17 protein-coding genes are annotated in these 13,587 nt (G+C 39.3%); 10 read left to right on the top strand and 7 right to left on the bottom strand.

Features of this window, described 5'->3' with window-relative positions:
• The first annotated feature begins 63 nt into the window (after positions 1-63).
• The 4 genes from rplM (at position 64) to fni (ending at position 3,660) form a co-directional block, all read left to right on the top strand.
• The gene (rplM, locus tag AC6CHV_RS23885; RefSeq protein WP_341329629.1) at positions 64-501 is read left to right on the top strand and encodes a 50S ribosomal protein L13; all 438 of its coding nucleotides are present in this window, start codon (positions 64-66) and stop codon (positions 499-501) included.
• Positions 502-521: 20 nt separating this feature from the next.
• Entirely contained in the window at positions 522-914 is a 393-nt protein-coding gene (rpsI, locus tag AC6CHV_RS23880; protein ID WP_099352767.1) for a 30S ribosomal protein S9, read from the top strand.
• 812 nt (positions 915-1,726) lie between these two features.
• The gene (locus AC6CHV_RS23875; protein ID WP_341329630.1) at positions 1,727-2,539 is read left to right on the top strand and encodes a squalene/phytoene synthase family protein; all 813 of its coding nucleotides are present in this window, start codon (positions 1,727-1,729) and stop codon (positions 2,537-2,539) included.
• Positions 2,540-2,631: 92 nt separating this feature from the next.
• Entirely contained in the window at positions 2,632-3,660 is a 1,029-nt protein-coding gene (fni, locus tag AC6CHV_RS23870) for a type 2 isopentenyl-diphosphate Delta-isomerase (RefSeq protein WP_341329631.1), read from the top strand.
• A 105-nt stretch (positions 3,661-3,765) separates the two neighbouring features.
• Here fni and AC6CHV_RS23865 read toward each other — a convergent pair whose 3' ends face one another.
• The 5 genes from AC6CHV_RS23865 to AC6CHV_RS23845 form a co-directional block, all read right to left on the bottom strand.
• Complete coding sequence (locus AC6CHV_RS23865) at positions 3,766-4,407, bottom strand: response regulator (RefSeq protein ID WP_498079805.1); 642 nt, start codon at positions 4,405-4,407, stop codon at positions 3,766-3,768.
• A gap of 12 nt (positions 4,408-4,419) precedes the next feature.
• Positions 4,420-5,538 carry a histidine kinase gene (locus AC6CHV_RS23860; protein ID WP_498079804.1) on the bottom strand — a complete coding sequence of 373 codons (1,119 nt, stop codon included), beginning with the start codon at positions 5,536-5,538 and terminating at the stop codon, positions 4,420-4,422.
• A gap of 66 nt (positions 5,539-5,604) precedes the next feature.
• Positions 5,605-5,970, bottom strand: a complete 366-nt coding sequence (locus AC6CHV_RS23855) for a VOC family protein (protein ID WP_341329634.1) — start codon at positions 5,968-5,970, stop codon at positions 5,605-5,607.
• A 14-nt stretch (positions 5,971-5,984) separates the two neighbouring features.
• Positions 5,985-7,010 (bottom strand): S-adenosylmethionine:tRNA ribosyltransferase-isomerase, encoded by a 1,026-nt coding sequence (locus AC6CHV_RS23850; protein WP_498079803.1) that lies wholly within the window; start codon positions 7,008-7,010, stop codon positions 5,985-5,987.
• Between the two features lie 3 nt (positions 7,011-7,013).
• Positions 7,014-7,730 (bottom strand): SDR family NAD(P)-dependent oxidoreductase, encoded by a 717-nt coding sequence (locus tag AC6CHV_RS23845; protein WP_498079802.1) that lies wholly within the window; start codon positions 7,728-7,730, stop codon positions 7,014-7,016.
• Between the two features lie 238 nt (positions 7,731-7,968).
• Between AC6CHV_RS23845 and AC6CHV_RS23840 the strand changes: the two genes are divergently transcribed.
• The 4 genes from AC6CHV_RS23840 to salA all read left to right on the top strand — a co-directional run bounded on the left by AC6CHV_RS23840 (position 7,969) and on the right by salA (position 10,813).
• Positions 7,969-8,199, top strand: coding sequence for a hypothetical protein (locus tag AC6CHV_RS23840; protein ID WP_498079801.1), 231 nt, complete (start codon positions 7,969-7,971; stop codon positions 8,197-8,199).
• A gap of 230 nt (positions 8,200-8,429) precedes the next feature.
• Complete coding sequence (locus tag AC6CHV_RS23835; RefSeq protein ID WP_121448774.1) at positions 8,430-8,873, top strand: DUF2521 family protein; 444 nt, start codon at positions 8,430-8,432, stop codon at positions 8,871-8,873.
• Positions 8,874-8,939: 66 nt separating this feature from the next.
• Positions 8,940-9,653, top strand: a complete 714-nt coding sequence (gene cwlD, locus AC6CHV_RS23830) for an N-acetylmuramoyl-L-alanine amidase CwlD (protein ID WP_498079800.1) — start codon at positions 8,940-8,942, stop codon at positions 9,651-9,653.
• A gap of 110 nt (positions 9,654-9,763) precedes the next feature.
• On the top strand, positions 9,764-10,813 hold the full coding sequence (gene salA / locus AC6CHV_RS23825) for an iron-sulfur carrier protein/transcriptional regulator SalA (RefSeq protein WP_498079799.1): 1,050 nt from the start codon (positions 9,764-9,766) through the stop codon (positions 10,811-10,813).
• A 52-nt stretch (positions 10,814-10,865) separates the two neighbouring features.
• Here the strand turns inward: salA and gerD are convergent, their stop codons facing one another.
• Positions 10,866-11,462 (bottom strand): spore germination lipoprotein GerD, encoded by a 597-nt coding sequence (gene gerD, locus AC6CHV_RS23820; protein WP_121448771.1) that lies wholly within the window; start codon positions 11,460-11,462, stop codon positions 10,866-10,868.
• Between the two features lie 149 nt (positions 11,463-11,611).
• Between gerD and AC6CHV_RS23815 the strand changes: the two genes are divergently transcribed.
• Positions 11,612-12,208 (top strand): KinB-signaling pathway activation protein, encoded by a 597-nt coding sequence (locus tag AC6CHV_RS23815; protein ID WP_498079798.1) that lies wholly within the window; start codon positions 11,612-11,614, stop codon positions 12,206-12,208.
• 27 nt (positions 12,209-12,235) lie between these two features.
• Here AC6CHV_RS23815 and pdaB read toward each other — a convergent pair whose 3' ends face one another.
• Positions 12,236-13,000, bottom strand: coding sequence for a polysaccharide deacetylase family sporulation protein PdaB (gene pdaB, locus AC6CHV_RS23810; RefSeq protein WP_121448769.1), 765 nt, complete (start codon positions 12,998-13,000; stop codon positions 12,236-12,238).
• A gap of 144 nt (positions 13,001-13,144) precedes the next feature.
• Here pdaB and AC6CHV_RS23805 point away from each other — a divergent pair, with 144 nt between their 5' ends.
• Positions 13,145-13,375: a hypothetical protein gene (locus AC6CHV_RS23805; protein ID WP_498079797.1), complete on the top strand. Its 231-nt coding sequence runs from the start codon at positions 13,145-13,147 to the stop codon at positions 13,373-13,375.
• Positions 13,376-13,587: the final 212 nt, after the last annotated feature.

The following is a 13,587-nucleotide window of genomic DNA, read 5'->3' as shown; positions in this document are numbered from 1 at the left end:
CCCCGGAACTTTAATCGTGATTAAATACAAAATGAAACGTTAGTGAAATTAGGAGGGAAATTCATGCGTACAACATTTATGGCTAATGCTAGCAATATAGAGCGCAAATGGTATGTTGTAGATGCTGCAGGCAAAACTTTAGGTCGTTTATCAACTGAAGTTGCAACATTACTTCGTGGAAAACACAAACCAACTTACACACCACATGTTGACACTGGTGATAATGTAATCATCATCAATGCTGAAAAAATCGAATTAACTGGTAATAAATTAAATGACAAGATTTACTACCGTCACAGTCAATTCCCAGGTGGTTTAAAATCAAGAACGGCATTAGAAATGCGTACAAACTATCCAACAAAAATGCTTGAACTTGCAATCAAAGGAATGCTTCCAAAAGGTTCACTTGGTCGTCAAATGGCTAAGAAATTGCACGTTTATGCTGGAAGCGAACATCCACATCAAGCACAACAACCTGAAGTTTACGAACTTCGCGGTTAATTAATAAGGAGGGTATTAATTTGGCACAGGTACAATATTATGGCACTGGTCGTCGTAAAAGCTCCGTTGCACGTGTACGTTTAGTTCCTGGCGACGGACGCATCGTAATCAACGGTCGTGACATTGCAGACTATATTCCATTCGAAGCTTTAAGAGAAGTTGTAAAACAACCTCTAAACGCTACTGAAACTTTAGGTAATTATGACGTTCTTGTTAACGTTAATGGCGGAGGATACACTGGTCAAGCTGGCGCTATCCGTCACGGTATCGCTCGTGCATTGCTACAAGCTGATCCTGAATTCCGTCCAGCATTAAAATCTGCAGGACTATTAACACGTGATCCGCGTATGAAAGAACGTAAGAAATACGGTCTTAAAGGCGCTCGTCGTGCACCTCAGTTCTCAAAACGTTAATTTTGGCGTTTCAAGACTCTTTTCACTTTTGTGGAAAGGGTCTTTTTTGTGTATTGATTTAATGAAGTGTATAGAGAGTTCGATTTCATTCGGATATCCTACTCAAGCTCCGAATTTTGGACAGTGAGTCCGATTAGTTTTGTGAATGAGTCCGAATTATGGGTGTATTTTGACACGAATCCCATTATTTCATTAAGTGGTGTATGAATCAGGTGTGTATATTCAGACAGAGTTTGTATATTTTGAGGAAGAGTCCGAATCAAGCGCGTATTCGGACAGAACCTTTGGTTATTTTTGAGGGTGAGTCCGAATCAAGAGTGTATTTGGACACGAACCTCAATGTTTTATCAAGTGGTCCGAATCAAGGGTGAATTTGGACACGAACTTCAAGGTTTCATCAGGCTGTGTCCGAATCAAGTACGTATTCGGACAGAGCGCTAGGCTATTTTTGAGGAAGAGTCCGAATCAAGGGTGTATTTGGACACGAACTCAAGGTCTCATCAAGCTGTGTTCGAATCAATGGAAATCAGCGTGAAGCTTACTAAGTACTCGATTAGAGTGGATATAATAAAGCATGCGACGTTCAACTAATTTTGGAACAAAAAAGTCATGAGATAGGGGAATAATACAATTATTCTTATAAGATTAGCGATGATAATTAATACAAATAAGCAAGTTATAGCGAAAAAAGCAAAGAGGGCCACTAGTCAAAAAAAGTCTCACTTTTAAATTTGGTAGTTCTTACAATGACCAACTTTCATGAATGTTATGTATAATGAATGTTAAAGGCTTGTAAATAGGAGGTTTGAAAAATGAGTGGGTTTCCTAAAGATGCGATGCGTATGCTAAAAGAGACGAGTCGTACATTTTATATTCCGATTACTTTTTTGCAAAAAGAGTTGAAGTATTCGGTTGCATCTGCTTATTTAGTATTTCGTGCGATTGATGAAATTGAAGACCATGAAGAGATAGACAATGATGTGAAATATACAGTTTTAGCAAAGTTAAGCGATTTATTTAAACAACCATTCGATAATGAAGAATATCTAAGAATTCTTGGACCAATAAGAGATAAAATGCCTGAAGTGACAATTCGTTTAGAAGAGTGGTTACAGGCATGTCCGAAGGATGCTTTGACGATAGTTACCAACGCTGCTGGTGAGATGGCATTAGGAATGGCAAAATGGTCAAAAGCAAATTGGAGTATTCGTACACGTGAAGATTTGGATGACTATACATATTACGTTGCAGGACTTGTTGGAGTGATGCTATCAGATCTTTGGGAGCATTACGGCGGAGAAAAAACCGATCGGGAATTAGCGATTGGTTATGGTCGTGGACTTCAGGCTGTAAATATCTTGCGCAATCAGAAGGAAGATTTGGACGAACGTGGTGTAAGTTTTGTTCCTGACGGTTGGAATCGTGCGGACTTATTCGAATACGCTGAGGAAAACTTGGCAAAAGCAGATTTGTATATGAAATCTCTTAAAAGGAAAAGCATTATTTTATTTTGTCGTCTACCTCTTGCTCTGGCACACAAAACGTTACAAGCATTGAAGGATGGTCGGGAGAAAATGACGCGTGCTGAAGTAGAGCAAACAGTGGAAGAAGTACAGACCAAATAGGACAATGGTTCTTTAGACTTAAGACAGTGTTTGCTGTGGCGTAACATGAGTGTGTGATCATTTTGAATTTAGAATAAGGGCAGGTGTTGGTGATGGCCAACTCAATTGAGGAAAGAAAATCTCAACATATTCAAATTACTCTGAACGAGAAGGTTACGGGGGATTCAATTTCAACTGGATTAGAGAAGCTTGTGTTTGTTCATAATGCACTTCCTGAAATTGATTTTGATGAAATCTCTATTAAAACCACATTCCTTGGCTTTGAATGCCAAACTCCGTTTCTCATCAGTTCGATGACGGGTGGGACAGGCCTTGCGGAGGCGATTAATCGAAACTTGGCTATTGCTGCTGAGGAAAGGGGTTGGGCTCTGGCACTCGGATCAACCCGGGCGCTGCTTGACAGTGACGGACATGCTTCCTCTTTTCAGGTAAGGGAGTATGCACCAAGCGTCCCAATCATAGCTAACTTAGGAGCTGTTCAGCTAAATTTCGGATATGGAGTCGAGGAATGCAGGCGAATTATCGAGATCACCGATGCGGATATGCTCGTTCTTCATTTGAACAGTATCCAAGAAGTGATTCAAGATAATGGAGATACGAATTTTAAAGGGTTATTAAAGAAGATTGAACAACTATGCAAAACACTGGAGGTTCCCATCGGGGTCAAAGAAGTCGGATGGGGAATTGATGATCAAACGGCTAGAAAGTTAGTTGATGCAGGAGTTGCGTTTATTGATGTTGCAGGAGCCGGTGGGACTTCTTGGAGCCAGGTTGAAAAATTCAGGTCTAATGACTCCATTCGGCGGGTTGCTGCGGAGGCATTCAGCGAATGGGGGATTCCAACGGTGGAATCAATCAGAATGGTTCGAGGTGAAATTGGTGAACGTTCATTGATTGCTAGTGGTGGAATGCAGACAGGTCTAGATGCTGCAAAAGTCATCGCATTGGGGGCCGATCTTGTCGGGTTCGGACGATCTATCCTGAAAGAAGCGACCCAGAGCGTGGAAGATGTAGTTGAAGTAATGAAAATTCGGGAAATGGAACTAAGAATGTCAATGTTCGGAATCGGTGCGGCAAAGATTCAAGAGCTTAAGGACACCCCAAGGTTAAAGGGGAAATGATCAGACGTCCTGCGATAATGTCATAGTTTCATCTTTTGTTTATAATGAAGGACTCTCAACAATTGGTTGGGAGTCTATTTTGAGTAATTAAAAATTTCTTCTACTTTAGTCGACTAACTGATTTTTGACTGCAAAAAGGGCTGCCTGTGTCCGGTCCGCTAATTCGAGTTTTGCCAATAGGTTTGAAACATGGGTTTTGACTGTTTTTTCAGTGATGAATAAGGAGCTTGCAATTTCCTTATTGCTTTTTCCTTTGGCAATTTCCTTTAACACATCTATTTCCCTTTTAGTTAATGCCTCAAATACATGTTTCGCCTGGTTCCTGTTAGAGGATAAATTGGCAAGGAGGTGCGAGGTTGCTTTTGGATGAATCTGATTTTCACCGCCCATGATTCTTTTAATTGAAGATATCAGCTCATCGGGCTCAATATCTTTTAATTGATACCCAGACGCTCCAGCTTCCAGGGCAGGTATGACGTGGTCTTGATCAGAAAAACTAGTCAACATCATGATTTTGATTTCAGGTTGTTCCTTTTTGATTTCTCTTGTTGCCTGAATACCGTCCATCTCAGGCATTACTAAGTCCATGAGAATTAATTCTGGTTTTAATAATTTCGCTTGATTAATGGCCTCTTTCCCATTTGCTGCTTCTCCGACAATCATCATATCTCTTTGTGTACGGAGGAAAAAAACGAGGCCCCGCCTGACGACATGATGGTCGTCTACTACTAATATTCGTATACTCATTTACTTATCCCCCTAAAGCGGGATCTGGACCTGTATTTCTGTTCCAATTCCCGGCTTACTTTGTAAAGAAAAAGTCCCGTTTAAGCTTTCCGTCCTTGTTTTCATATTTCGTAACCCCAACGAGAGTATTTCGCGATCTACTTCATAGTGGAAGCCGCATCCCTTATCCCTAATGTTCATTTTTACACCGGCTTCAGAAGCTTGTAATTCTAATTCTACTTCAGTTGTCTGTGAATGTTTTTTACAATTGGCCAGAGCCTCCTGCCCAATACGCCACAAGGATTCTTCTACTTTTCCGGATAGGTTAACTGCACCTGTCAGCTTTGTTTTGATAGAAAGCCCTAACATCTCAGCATAGCTTCGTAAGGCGCTAACAAGACCATTTTCAAGTCCTTCTGGACGTAGCTGCCAGATTAATGCTCTCATTTCTCCAAGTGCTTCTTGGGCCATATCTTGTATATAGGTGAACGTTTGCTGGACTTCATTGATTTCCGTCAACTCAACCCCAGCCCTTGCGGTAAGACTTAATGAAAAGAGGAGTTGATTTACTGAGTCGTGAAGGTCCCGAGCCAAACGGTTTCGCTCAGCAACGAGCGCTGTATTTTGCTCACGTTGGGTAAGTTTAATTCTTTTTAAGGCAGTTCCGATTTGGTAGGCTACTGCTTCTAGCAGTGCGAGTTCATTTTTCTCGAAATTTGTTTTGTTTGGAGCTCCTACATTTAAGATCCCAAACCTTTCTTGGCCAGCACGGAGCGGGACGGTGGCGTGATGAGTCAGACCACCTGTTTCTCCGGCTTCTTCATCAAGAGCATCTTCAATTCGTTTACATTCGATAATATTCGTTGCTTTATTGAGTTGTTGATTATTGTACTTGTTTACACACCAGCACTTACCATGGCACATGCGTCGCTTATGATCATTGGCTAAAGCGGGCGGCAGGGCTTCATCAGCAATAAGATGATGTCTGCCATCGTCATCTATTAAAAATATCCAACCTGTTTGAAGGCCAGTTACTTGAAGAAGTTTTTTCAAGACAACCTTCAATACTTCTGTTGTATCTGTTCCTTCGTTTAAAAGCTCAGCTATCTCTTTTAAAATGTTGAGTTGTTGATATCTATCCTTACCAGACATTGTTTCTCCCTCCGCCACGAAGTATCTGCTTCCATTATACCGTATTTCTAATTTTCAGACTCCGGTTTATCTAATAAGTTTACTGTTAGCACTCGAAACCTGCAATAATTCTACTATTTCTTGATTAGGCCCTTCATAGAAGACTGTTTGCCACCCATTATCAAGTTCATAGGGTCCTTCCATTTTACGAAGTGTTTTAGATTTGGCCATTACATCAGTCAAATTATTGACCTCAAAACAGATATGAGTGTTTAACTGATTTTCTTCATTACTAGAGACTAACTCAAGTCGAAAGTCACCTAAAGTTAAAAATACAATTTCTTCTTCCATGAATATAAAATGTGATTCTTCCTCAAAACCGAATTGGCTTTTATAAAATTCAATCGATTTTCTGAGATGACTGACATTAACGCCAATATGATGAAGTTTCATGGCTAAACCTCCATTTATATAATCAGATTCATATCACCGAATTCATGCCATAAATAACCTGCATCAATGGCATGGCCGTAAGCCTGGAGAAGATGCTGTTTAGAAATAAAGGCGGTAAGCATATCAAGATGGCTAGCCTCTGGCTCATGTAACCCCGTTATGATTCCGTCAGCCATACTTAGAGGAAAGTGCTCATTGATATATAAATTTGTTACCCCTGAAAGTTCACCCGATATCGCATACGTTTCAAGTGCTCTAACTACGGTTGTACCAACGGCTATAATTCTTTTACCAGCAGTTTTTGTCGCAATAATCTTTTGTTGGGTCTGTTCAGATATATGGTATTCCTCTTCGTTCTCTTCTGGCGTTTGGTGCCACTTGTCATCAAGCAAATAACTAAGCCCAGTATGAAGTTGAATAAAATCAACCTGAATTCCTTTTTGCTTTAGTGTAAATAACAGTTCCCAGCTAAAGGCTCTACCAGCTGAGGGCATCTCGACCGAGCCGGGATGGCTTGCGAAAACCGTTTGATAATAATCCAAATCCCAGGGGTGATTGATATATTCGTAACGCACAGGTTCTCCGAGGCTATAGAACATGTTTAATAGGTCGGAACCTTTCTTCTCAAACTTCAATATTGCTAGTGGAGTATTCTCCTTTAGACCAATTACCATTGCCGAAAGCTCAGGTGCAAATATAAAAATGTCACCAATCTTTGTATAATCCTGTACAATGAGTGCCTCCCATGTATCTTCAGTAATTCGTCTGGCCAGCCTAACTTCGACGTTGGCTCTCATTTTCCCGTTACTTAGATTCTTTGCTTGGAAAACTGCTGGTATGGTGCGGCTATTATTTAAAATAACAAGGTCTCCTGGCTGTAAATATTCAGGTAAATTGAAGAAAAGGTCATGTTGGATCTTACCGTAATTCCGGTCAAGCACCATCATCCGGACGTGATCTCTTCTGATGCCACGCTCTTCAGGTGGAAGGGATGCATTTAGTTCATTTGGAAGGTAAAAATCTAGAGTGTTGTCTACCATGTCCTACACCTCCTCCTCAGATTGGGCTGAGAATCGTTTTCCATTAATGCTTTTTGCTCGATCAGATGCTAAATATAAGAATATATCAACGACTTCTTCAGGTTTTGCTAACGGATAATCGCAATCTGGAACAGCGAGTTTGTGCATGTCAGTGTCCATTTCGCCAGGGTCGACCATATTAATCCGAATTCCAGTCTCACTAAATTCATCGGCCCATGTTTGGGTAATGCCTTCTACAGCGAATTTAGAGACCCCATACGCTCCCCAGCCTGCATAACCAATGTGACCAGCCTCTGAAGTAACATTGATAATGGAACCTTGGTTCCGTTCAAGCATACTTAAGGAAACCCTTTTTGTAACTAGAAAAGTTGATACTGCATTTACTCTTAATACTTCAGCAAAGTCTTCTTCAGGATAATCAAGGAGTAGTGGCATTGGGCTCGGGCCTAACATAGAAGCATTGTTAATCAAAACATCAATCTGTCCATAAGCCGCCTCGGTAACTGAAACGAATCGATCTACATCTTGGGAGCGGGAAACATCAGCGGTAACTGCAACTACTTTTGCCCCTAAACTCTCTGCTTCTAGCTTGACTTTTAATAAATCACTTTCTGACCTTGCACAAATTGAAAGTTTTGCTCCTTCCTTGGCAAAAGCTAATGTCAGTGCTCTCCCTAAACCCTTTGAAGCACCAGTAATTATTACAACTTTATTTTTCATTCTTTATCTCTCCTTTTAGCTATCGATGGTTTAAGCATACCGATTTCTGAAAAATCATTCTTCGTAAAAAAGCTTGAACTTTTCTACGACTTTTGGATGAGATAATCCTTATTCAATTGAGGATAGGAGAAATAGTGCCGATATTGGACAACCTTTCTCCAAAATTCAGGTTATTTCGAGCAACCTGGCTACATAAGATTAGTTAAGAATGTACACAAACTGAAAGGGTAGGTGGAGAATGAGTCGAATCCAAAAATCAATGCTAGGTGCTTTTATTGGTGCTTCTTCGGCAGGTATGTGGTTGGTTGTCGATCTTTTACTTCCGGAACCAATCGGGGACTACTTATTGTTTTTCATTATGGGGGTAGTCCATATGGTCATTGGCTGGCAAGTGGCAAGGCTTGTTGGAAAACAAAAAGAAAGTCCATCATTGGAAGGGCAAGATAGTCTTAATGCATCCGATATATAGAAGTGAAGGCTCTCAGATCTTATGATTGAGGGCCTTAAACATATCTAACTGCAAGCACCATCGTTTTTTTTGAAAGGTGCACCTTCTGTCAGCACTGTTTGTCGCCATTAAACGAGCTGTGCATATCTTGAGTATGCATAGTTTATTTTGGAAGTTAAGGTAGTTTGTGTTTGGCGCATGTTTACGCGGGTGCGGTAGGAAACTATCTGTCAAAGGGGGTTTCTTATACGATGAATGTAATTACAACCTTCAAGGAAAAGCGGAAAGAGAAGCAGATCAAGTATGAACGGAAAATGTTACGTGAGCTTTCATTAGAAGACTTAAAGAAGAATGTCGTCGACTCATTTAGTAGCTTTTTTAGAATGGACTCTATACTTGGCAGTGCCATTGAAGAAGGCTGTATTGATGTTGCAATAGAAGCATATTTGTTAGGAGCTAAATATAGCAAATTTGGTTATTATGGAGAATCAGTAGAAGAAGTGCGGATGCGCTGCTACCGATTTGAAAAGAATCTAATTGATGCGTTATATGAGTTCATTTGCTATTGGGGGCATATTGGCGACCAAGGCTTCGTCAATGAGTCACTTTACTATGCATGCGAATACTATGTAACCTATTGGTGGACGGAAGGTTTTCAGAAAGGAGAAAAAAGATACCGGCTAAAATTGCATTAGAATTTTTAATCATATATACTCTCCTTGTCCCATATATTTAACTTAGGGACATGCAGGAGGTAAATCATGAATAAGAAACTTAAAATTGCTGGTATCCTATTGGGAGCTGTTATTTTATTTTTATTTATACAATATCGATTTATGGACAAAGATGTTTGGGATCCGTGGAGTCTACCCTTATCAGGGAAGGTAATTATAATTGACCCTGGTCACGGTGGCCCAGATGGGGGTGCCGATAATGGCGACGTACAAGAAAAAGACATTGCCCTCGAAATCTCAAAGAAGCTCCGTGACTACCTACAGCAACAGGGTGCTTTTGTACAAATGATACGGGAAGAAGATACAGATTTAGCCCCTGATGGAATGAGAGGGTACAGTAAACGGAAGACTGAGGACTTGAAGAAACGAGTTCATATCATCAATGAATCAGATGCGGATTTATTTATTAGTATTCATTTAAATGCCATTCCATCTCCTCGATGGAGAGGTGCACAAACTTTTTATTTTAGTACTTACAAGGAAAATGAGGCAGTAGCCAAGTTTATTCAAGACGAGCTTCGAAACAATCTCGGAAATACAACACGACAAGCCAAAGCGATCAATGGTGTTTACTTATTAAAAAGTGCGAAAAAACCTGGAGCACTTGTAGAGGTAGGATTCCTTTCAAATCCGGATGAAAAAGCCCTACTAGTTCAAGATAAATACCAAGACAAGGTCGCAGCCTCCATTTACACAGGAATCAACCGCTATTTCTCCAATGAATCAAATCCACCTGAATAAGAAGGTGGTTTTTTTTATGTAGCTATGACACTCCTCACACTGTAATTTGGGACAGGTATGGTATAATGAGGTTGAGTGAAACCGAATACAGTAATTAGGTGGTGTTTGTTATGTTAACTGAGCAACAAGTGAAGGAAGTATTAAATCAACTGCAAGATCCATTCTTACATAGAACATTCGAGGAAACGAATGCAATCAAAGAAGTTAAAATAAAAGAAGAAAAGAAACATGTTAGCGTAAAAATTGCTTTATCAAAGACTGGTACTGGTGAGCAACTACAGCTTCAATCTACAATTGTAAATGCCTTAAAACAAGCGGGAGCAGAATCTGTAGGTCTTCGATTTACTGACTTATCGCCAGAGGAACTCGCGAAATTTAAGGCTGAATCAGCGGAAGAATCAGCTCCTTTATTATCTCCAGTAAATCAAACGACCTTTATTGCGGTAGCAAGTGGTAAGGGTGGTGTTGGTAAATCTACCGTTTCTGTAAACTTAGCGGTGTCTTTAGCTAGACTTGGTAAAAAGGTCGGTATTATTGATGCAGATATTTACGGATTCAGTGTTCCCGACATGATGGGTATTACAAAGCGCCCTGTCGTTCGTGGTGAAAAGATTATCCCTGTTGAAAGAAAAGGGGTTAAAGTCATTTCAATGGGCTTCTTTGTGGAAGACAATTCACCCGTTATTTGGCGTGGTCCAATGCTCGGAAAAATGTTAAATAACTTCTTTAATGAAGTTGAATGGGGAGATCTAGATTACTTAGTTCTAGACTTACCGCCTGGTACAGGTGATGTAGCACTAGATGTTCATACTATGCTTCCTCATTGTAAAGAAATTATAGTAACAACACCACATCCTACAGCTGCATTTGTAGCTGCCAGAGCGGGTGCAATGGCTTTACGTACAGAACACGAAGTACTTGGTGTTATTGAAAATATGTCTTATTTTGAAAGTAAAGTAACAGGCGAAAAGGAATATGTGTTTGGTAAAGGCGGCGGAGAGAAACTTGCGGAAGAGCTTCAAACATCCTTGCTAGGAAAAATTCCATTAGGTCAGCCTGATTGGAATGATGAGGACTTTGCCCCATCTGTTTACGACGAAAGTCACCCAACTGGAAAGATCTATAACGAAATTGCAAAACGAGTAATTGATGCTATTTAAATTAAAAAGAACCTCCTGAGTTTCAGGGGGTTCTTTTATATAGGAAGGAGGGTTAGCTATTTCCAGTTCCTTCTCCTTCATCTTTTTTCGCTTTTTCTTCTTTTTGCATATCCTCAGCTGCTTTAATGAGAATATCTTCAATTTTAGCTTTATATAACGGACTTTCAAGTGTTTCACTGATGACTGTTTGAAGATGTTTTCTGTATTCTTGGCTTTTCAGAACATCCATGAATTGTTCTTCCATCTCAGGATTTTTCAAGATGTCCATCATCATTTTTTGATAGTCGGGATCCTTCATCAAGTCCTTAATGAGCTTTTCGTGCTCCGTTTGCATACTCTTTGCAAAGTCTTCTACAAACTTGGTATCCTCAAACGTCTTTTTCCAAAACTCAACCCCGTTGTCAGAGGTAAGAGTTTCACGGATGGCATCTTTAACAACGACTTGGTCCATGACGAGATGCTGCTTTATTCTTTCATCTCGCATGAGTTCTTCAACTGCCTTTTTACCGTCATCGGTTTTCAATATATCGACAACCATTTTTTTTGTTTCTTCATAATCCATTCGGTTTTGTTCGACATTTGCTGGGGCACACCCAACTATTACTAATAGAAAACTAAAAATGAGGAGGAGCGACATCCATTTTCTCATTTATAAAGCTCCTTTCATAAGGGATCCTTAGTTGTTAATATGCTTTTTTTTGTTAAAAAATATTCACTGATTGGATGGTGAGAAACTGGCATTTATCCCCGACATTTTGGTACAATCATATTTGAATATAAAGAGTGGGGGATTTTGTCGTGAAAAGTCGAAATTGGGTAAGGTTATTTCTATCTACCTTACTAGTAGGCGCCATTAGTGGAATCATTACTGGATTTGCTGTTAAATGGAGTGAATATAAAGATTTATTTATAGCTTCGGATTACGTCGAAATACTTATGGTTGCATTTTGGCTCGTCGGAGTTGGATTTACTTTTAGTATTATTAGCCAAATGGGTTTCTTTGCCTATTTATCAGTTCACCGATTTGGACAAGGGATGTTTAAAGGTGCATGGAATCCTGCTCAAGTAGTATTGATTGCTTTTGTATTATTTGACTTAATTTATTTCCGTATTCAAGTATTTGCAACCGAGGGTGAGAGTATCTCCTCATATGTATGGGTTCCAATAGGTATATTAGTTTTCTCATTAATCATTGCATTCTTTAAAAGCAGACAGACCAATCGTAAAGCATTCATTCCAGCTGTATTTTTTATGTTTGTTGTTACTGTAATTGAATGGGTGCCAGCAATTAGGGCAAATGATGAAAGTTGGCTGTACCTAATGATTTTTCCTCTCTTAATTTGCAATGCGTATCAACTATTGATACTTCCAAAATTAACAAAACAAAAAAGCTGACCCTATGGGATCAGCTTTTTTACTACTTCATTCGACAACTTCACTTTTTACATCCGCATTATTTAGCATGTCACTAACTGTTACAAATGACAGGCCTTTACCTTTAATTCCTTTCAATACTCCAGGAAGTGCTTCCGCAGTCTGTTTAGCTGAATCTGAAGCGTGGAATAAAATAATGTCTCCACTCTTTACCTTGTCTATAACATTGCTTGTTATTTTAGCTACACCTGGATTGTTCCAATCATTTGAATCAATACTCCAGTGAATGAGAGTATATCCAAGAGAATCCAAGACCTTCACTACTCTAGAGTCAAAATTTCCATCAGGTGTTCTAAAGAAGGAAATAGTTTTGACACCCATTTTCTTAAATGCATCTTGGGCCTTATAGACATCCTTTTTAATTTGGACATCCTCTAATTCTGTATAGTTTTTATAATCATATCCTTTAATGCCAATCTGGTGCCCGTCTTTCACAATCCGTTCAACTATCTGCGGGTGGCGCTCAGCCCACGAAGCGGATAGGAAGAAGGTCGCATTTGTTACACCTGAATTCTTTAAGGTATCGAGAATCGGTAAGGCCTTCGTGTCTCCCCAACTAATATTAAAAGTAAGTGCAACTGTCTTTTCGCTTTTTTCTCCTGAATAAATCACTCGTGGGCCGTTTTCGGTTGAAAAAACAGGAGCAATATTGCCTTTTTCTATATAAAAGATACTGGCGGTAAATAATGAAGCGAAAAGAATAATTAATGTTTGCTTAATCCTCTTGCTACTAAGGATGTAGAAAAAATTCATATTTATCCTCCTTGTCCAAAGAATCTTCTGTCTAAATAATATGCTTGTCATCCAATTTTATGTGCAAATATCTTCGTAAAAATCAATTCATAAAATAACTAAATCTGGTAATAATTAGAATTACAACAAACATGAGGTGAAACTATGATTGGATTATTAGTTGATCAGGTGGAAGTCAAAGAATTGGAATACCTTCTAAAAAGAGAGATGGACGAAATATTGTTTGATATAGAAGATGCACGAATAGACCATATAGTAAAACATGCAATGGAAGAAAGATATCAGATCTTATTTCGCTTATTTAAAAGAATTGCTGATCCAACAGAGTGCAGTAGGTATGTTCGCACAAAGAAAGTAAACAGTAAAAAGGGTTAGATTGAAGGGCGGAGGATTATATCAAGCCAATATGGTCCTCTTTTATTATTTAATCATTTTTTTATAAAGATTGTTGACATGAGAAACAGACGATGATATATTAATAAACGTCGTCGCTGACGATAAACATTTTCAAAAAAAAGTTTTAAAAAAATGTTGACTCCGAATGGTCAGCATGCTATATTAAAAAGGTCGCTTCTGAGCGACGAGCT

The sequence above is a fragment of the Ferdinandcohnia sp. GQ5 genome (assembly GCF_059759275.1).
The sequence above is the reverse complement of the archived record's forward strand: the minus strand, read 5'-3'. Positions and strand labels throughout refer to the sequence as shown.

Excerpts from the sequence above, each read along its gene's own strand:
- fni (WP_341329631.1), top strand. The coding sequence starts at position 2,632 with ATGGCCAACTCAATTGAGGAAAGAAAATCTCAACATATTCAAATTACT.
- AC6CHV_RS23855 (WP_341329634.1), bottom strand. The coding sequence starts at position 5,970 with ATGAAACTTCATCATATTGGCGTTAATGTCAGTCATCTCAGAAAATCG.
- cwlD (WP_498079800.1), top strand. The coding sequence starts at position 8,940 with ATGAATAAGAAACTTAAAATTGCTGGTATCCTATTGGGAGCTGTTATT.
- salA (WP_498079799.1), top strand. The coding sequence starts at position 9,764 with ATGTTAACTGAGCAACAAGTGAAGGAAGTATTAAATCAACTGCAAGAT.
- pdaB (WP_121448769.1), bottom strand. The coding sequence starts at position 13,000 with ATGAATTTTTTCTACATCCTTAGTAGCAAGAGGATTAAGCAAACATTA.
- AC6CHV_RS23865 (WP_498079805.1), bottom strand. The coding sequence starts at position 4,407 with ATGAGTATACGAATATTAGTAGTAGACGACCATCATGTCGTCAGGCGG.
- rplM (WP_341329629.1), top strand. The coding sequence starts at position 64 with ATGCGTACAACATTTATGGCTAATGCTAGCAATATAGAGCGCAAATGG.
- AC6CHV_RS23840 (WP_498079801.1), top strand. The coding sequence starts at position 7,969 with ATGAGTCGAATCCAAAAATCAATGCTAGGTGCTTTTATTGGTGCTTCT.
- AC6CHV_RS23805 (WP_498079797.1), top strand. The coding sequence starts at position 13,145 with ATGATTGGATTATTAGTTGATCAGGTGGAAGTCAAAGAATTGGAATAC.
- gerD (WP_121448771.1), bottom strand. The coding sequence starts at position 11,462 with ATGAGAAAATGGATGTCGCTCCTCCTCATTTTTAGTTTTCTATTAGTA.
- AC6CHV_RS23845 (WP_498079802.1), bottom strand. The coding sequence starts at position 7,730 with ATGAAAAATAAAGTTGTAATAATTACTGGTGCTTCAAAGGGTTTAGGG.
- AC6CHV_RS23860 (WP_498079804.1), bottom strand. The coding sequence starts at position 5,538 with ATGTCTGGTAAGGATAGATATCAACAACTCAACATTTTAAAAGAGATA.
- AC6CHV_RS23835 (WP_121448774.1), top strand. The coding sequence starts at position 8,430 with ATGAATGTAATTACAACCTTCAAGGAAAAGCGGAAAGAGAAGCAGATC.
- AC6CHV_RS23850 (WP_498079803.1), bottom strand. The coding sequence starts at position 7,010 with ATGGTAGACAACACTCTAGATTTTTACCTTCCAAATGAACTAAATGCA.
- AC6CHV_RS23875 (WP_341329630.1), top strand. The coding sequence starts at position 1,727 with ATGAGTGGGTTTCCTAAAGATGCGATGCGTATGCTAAAAGAGACGAGT.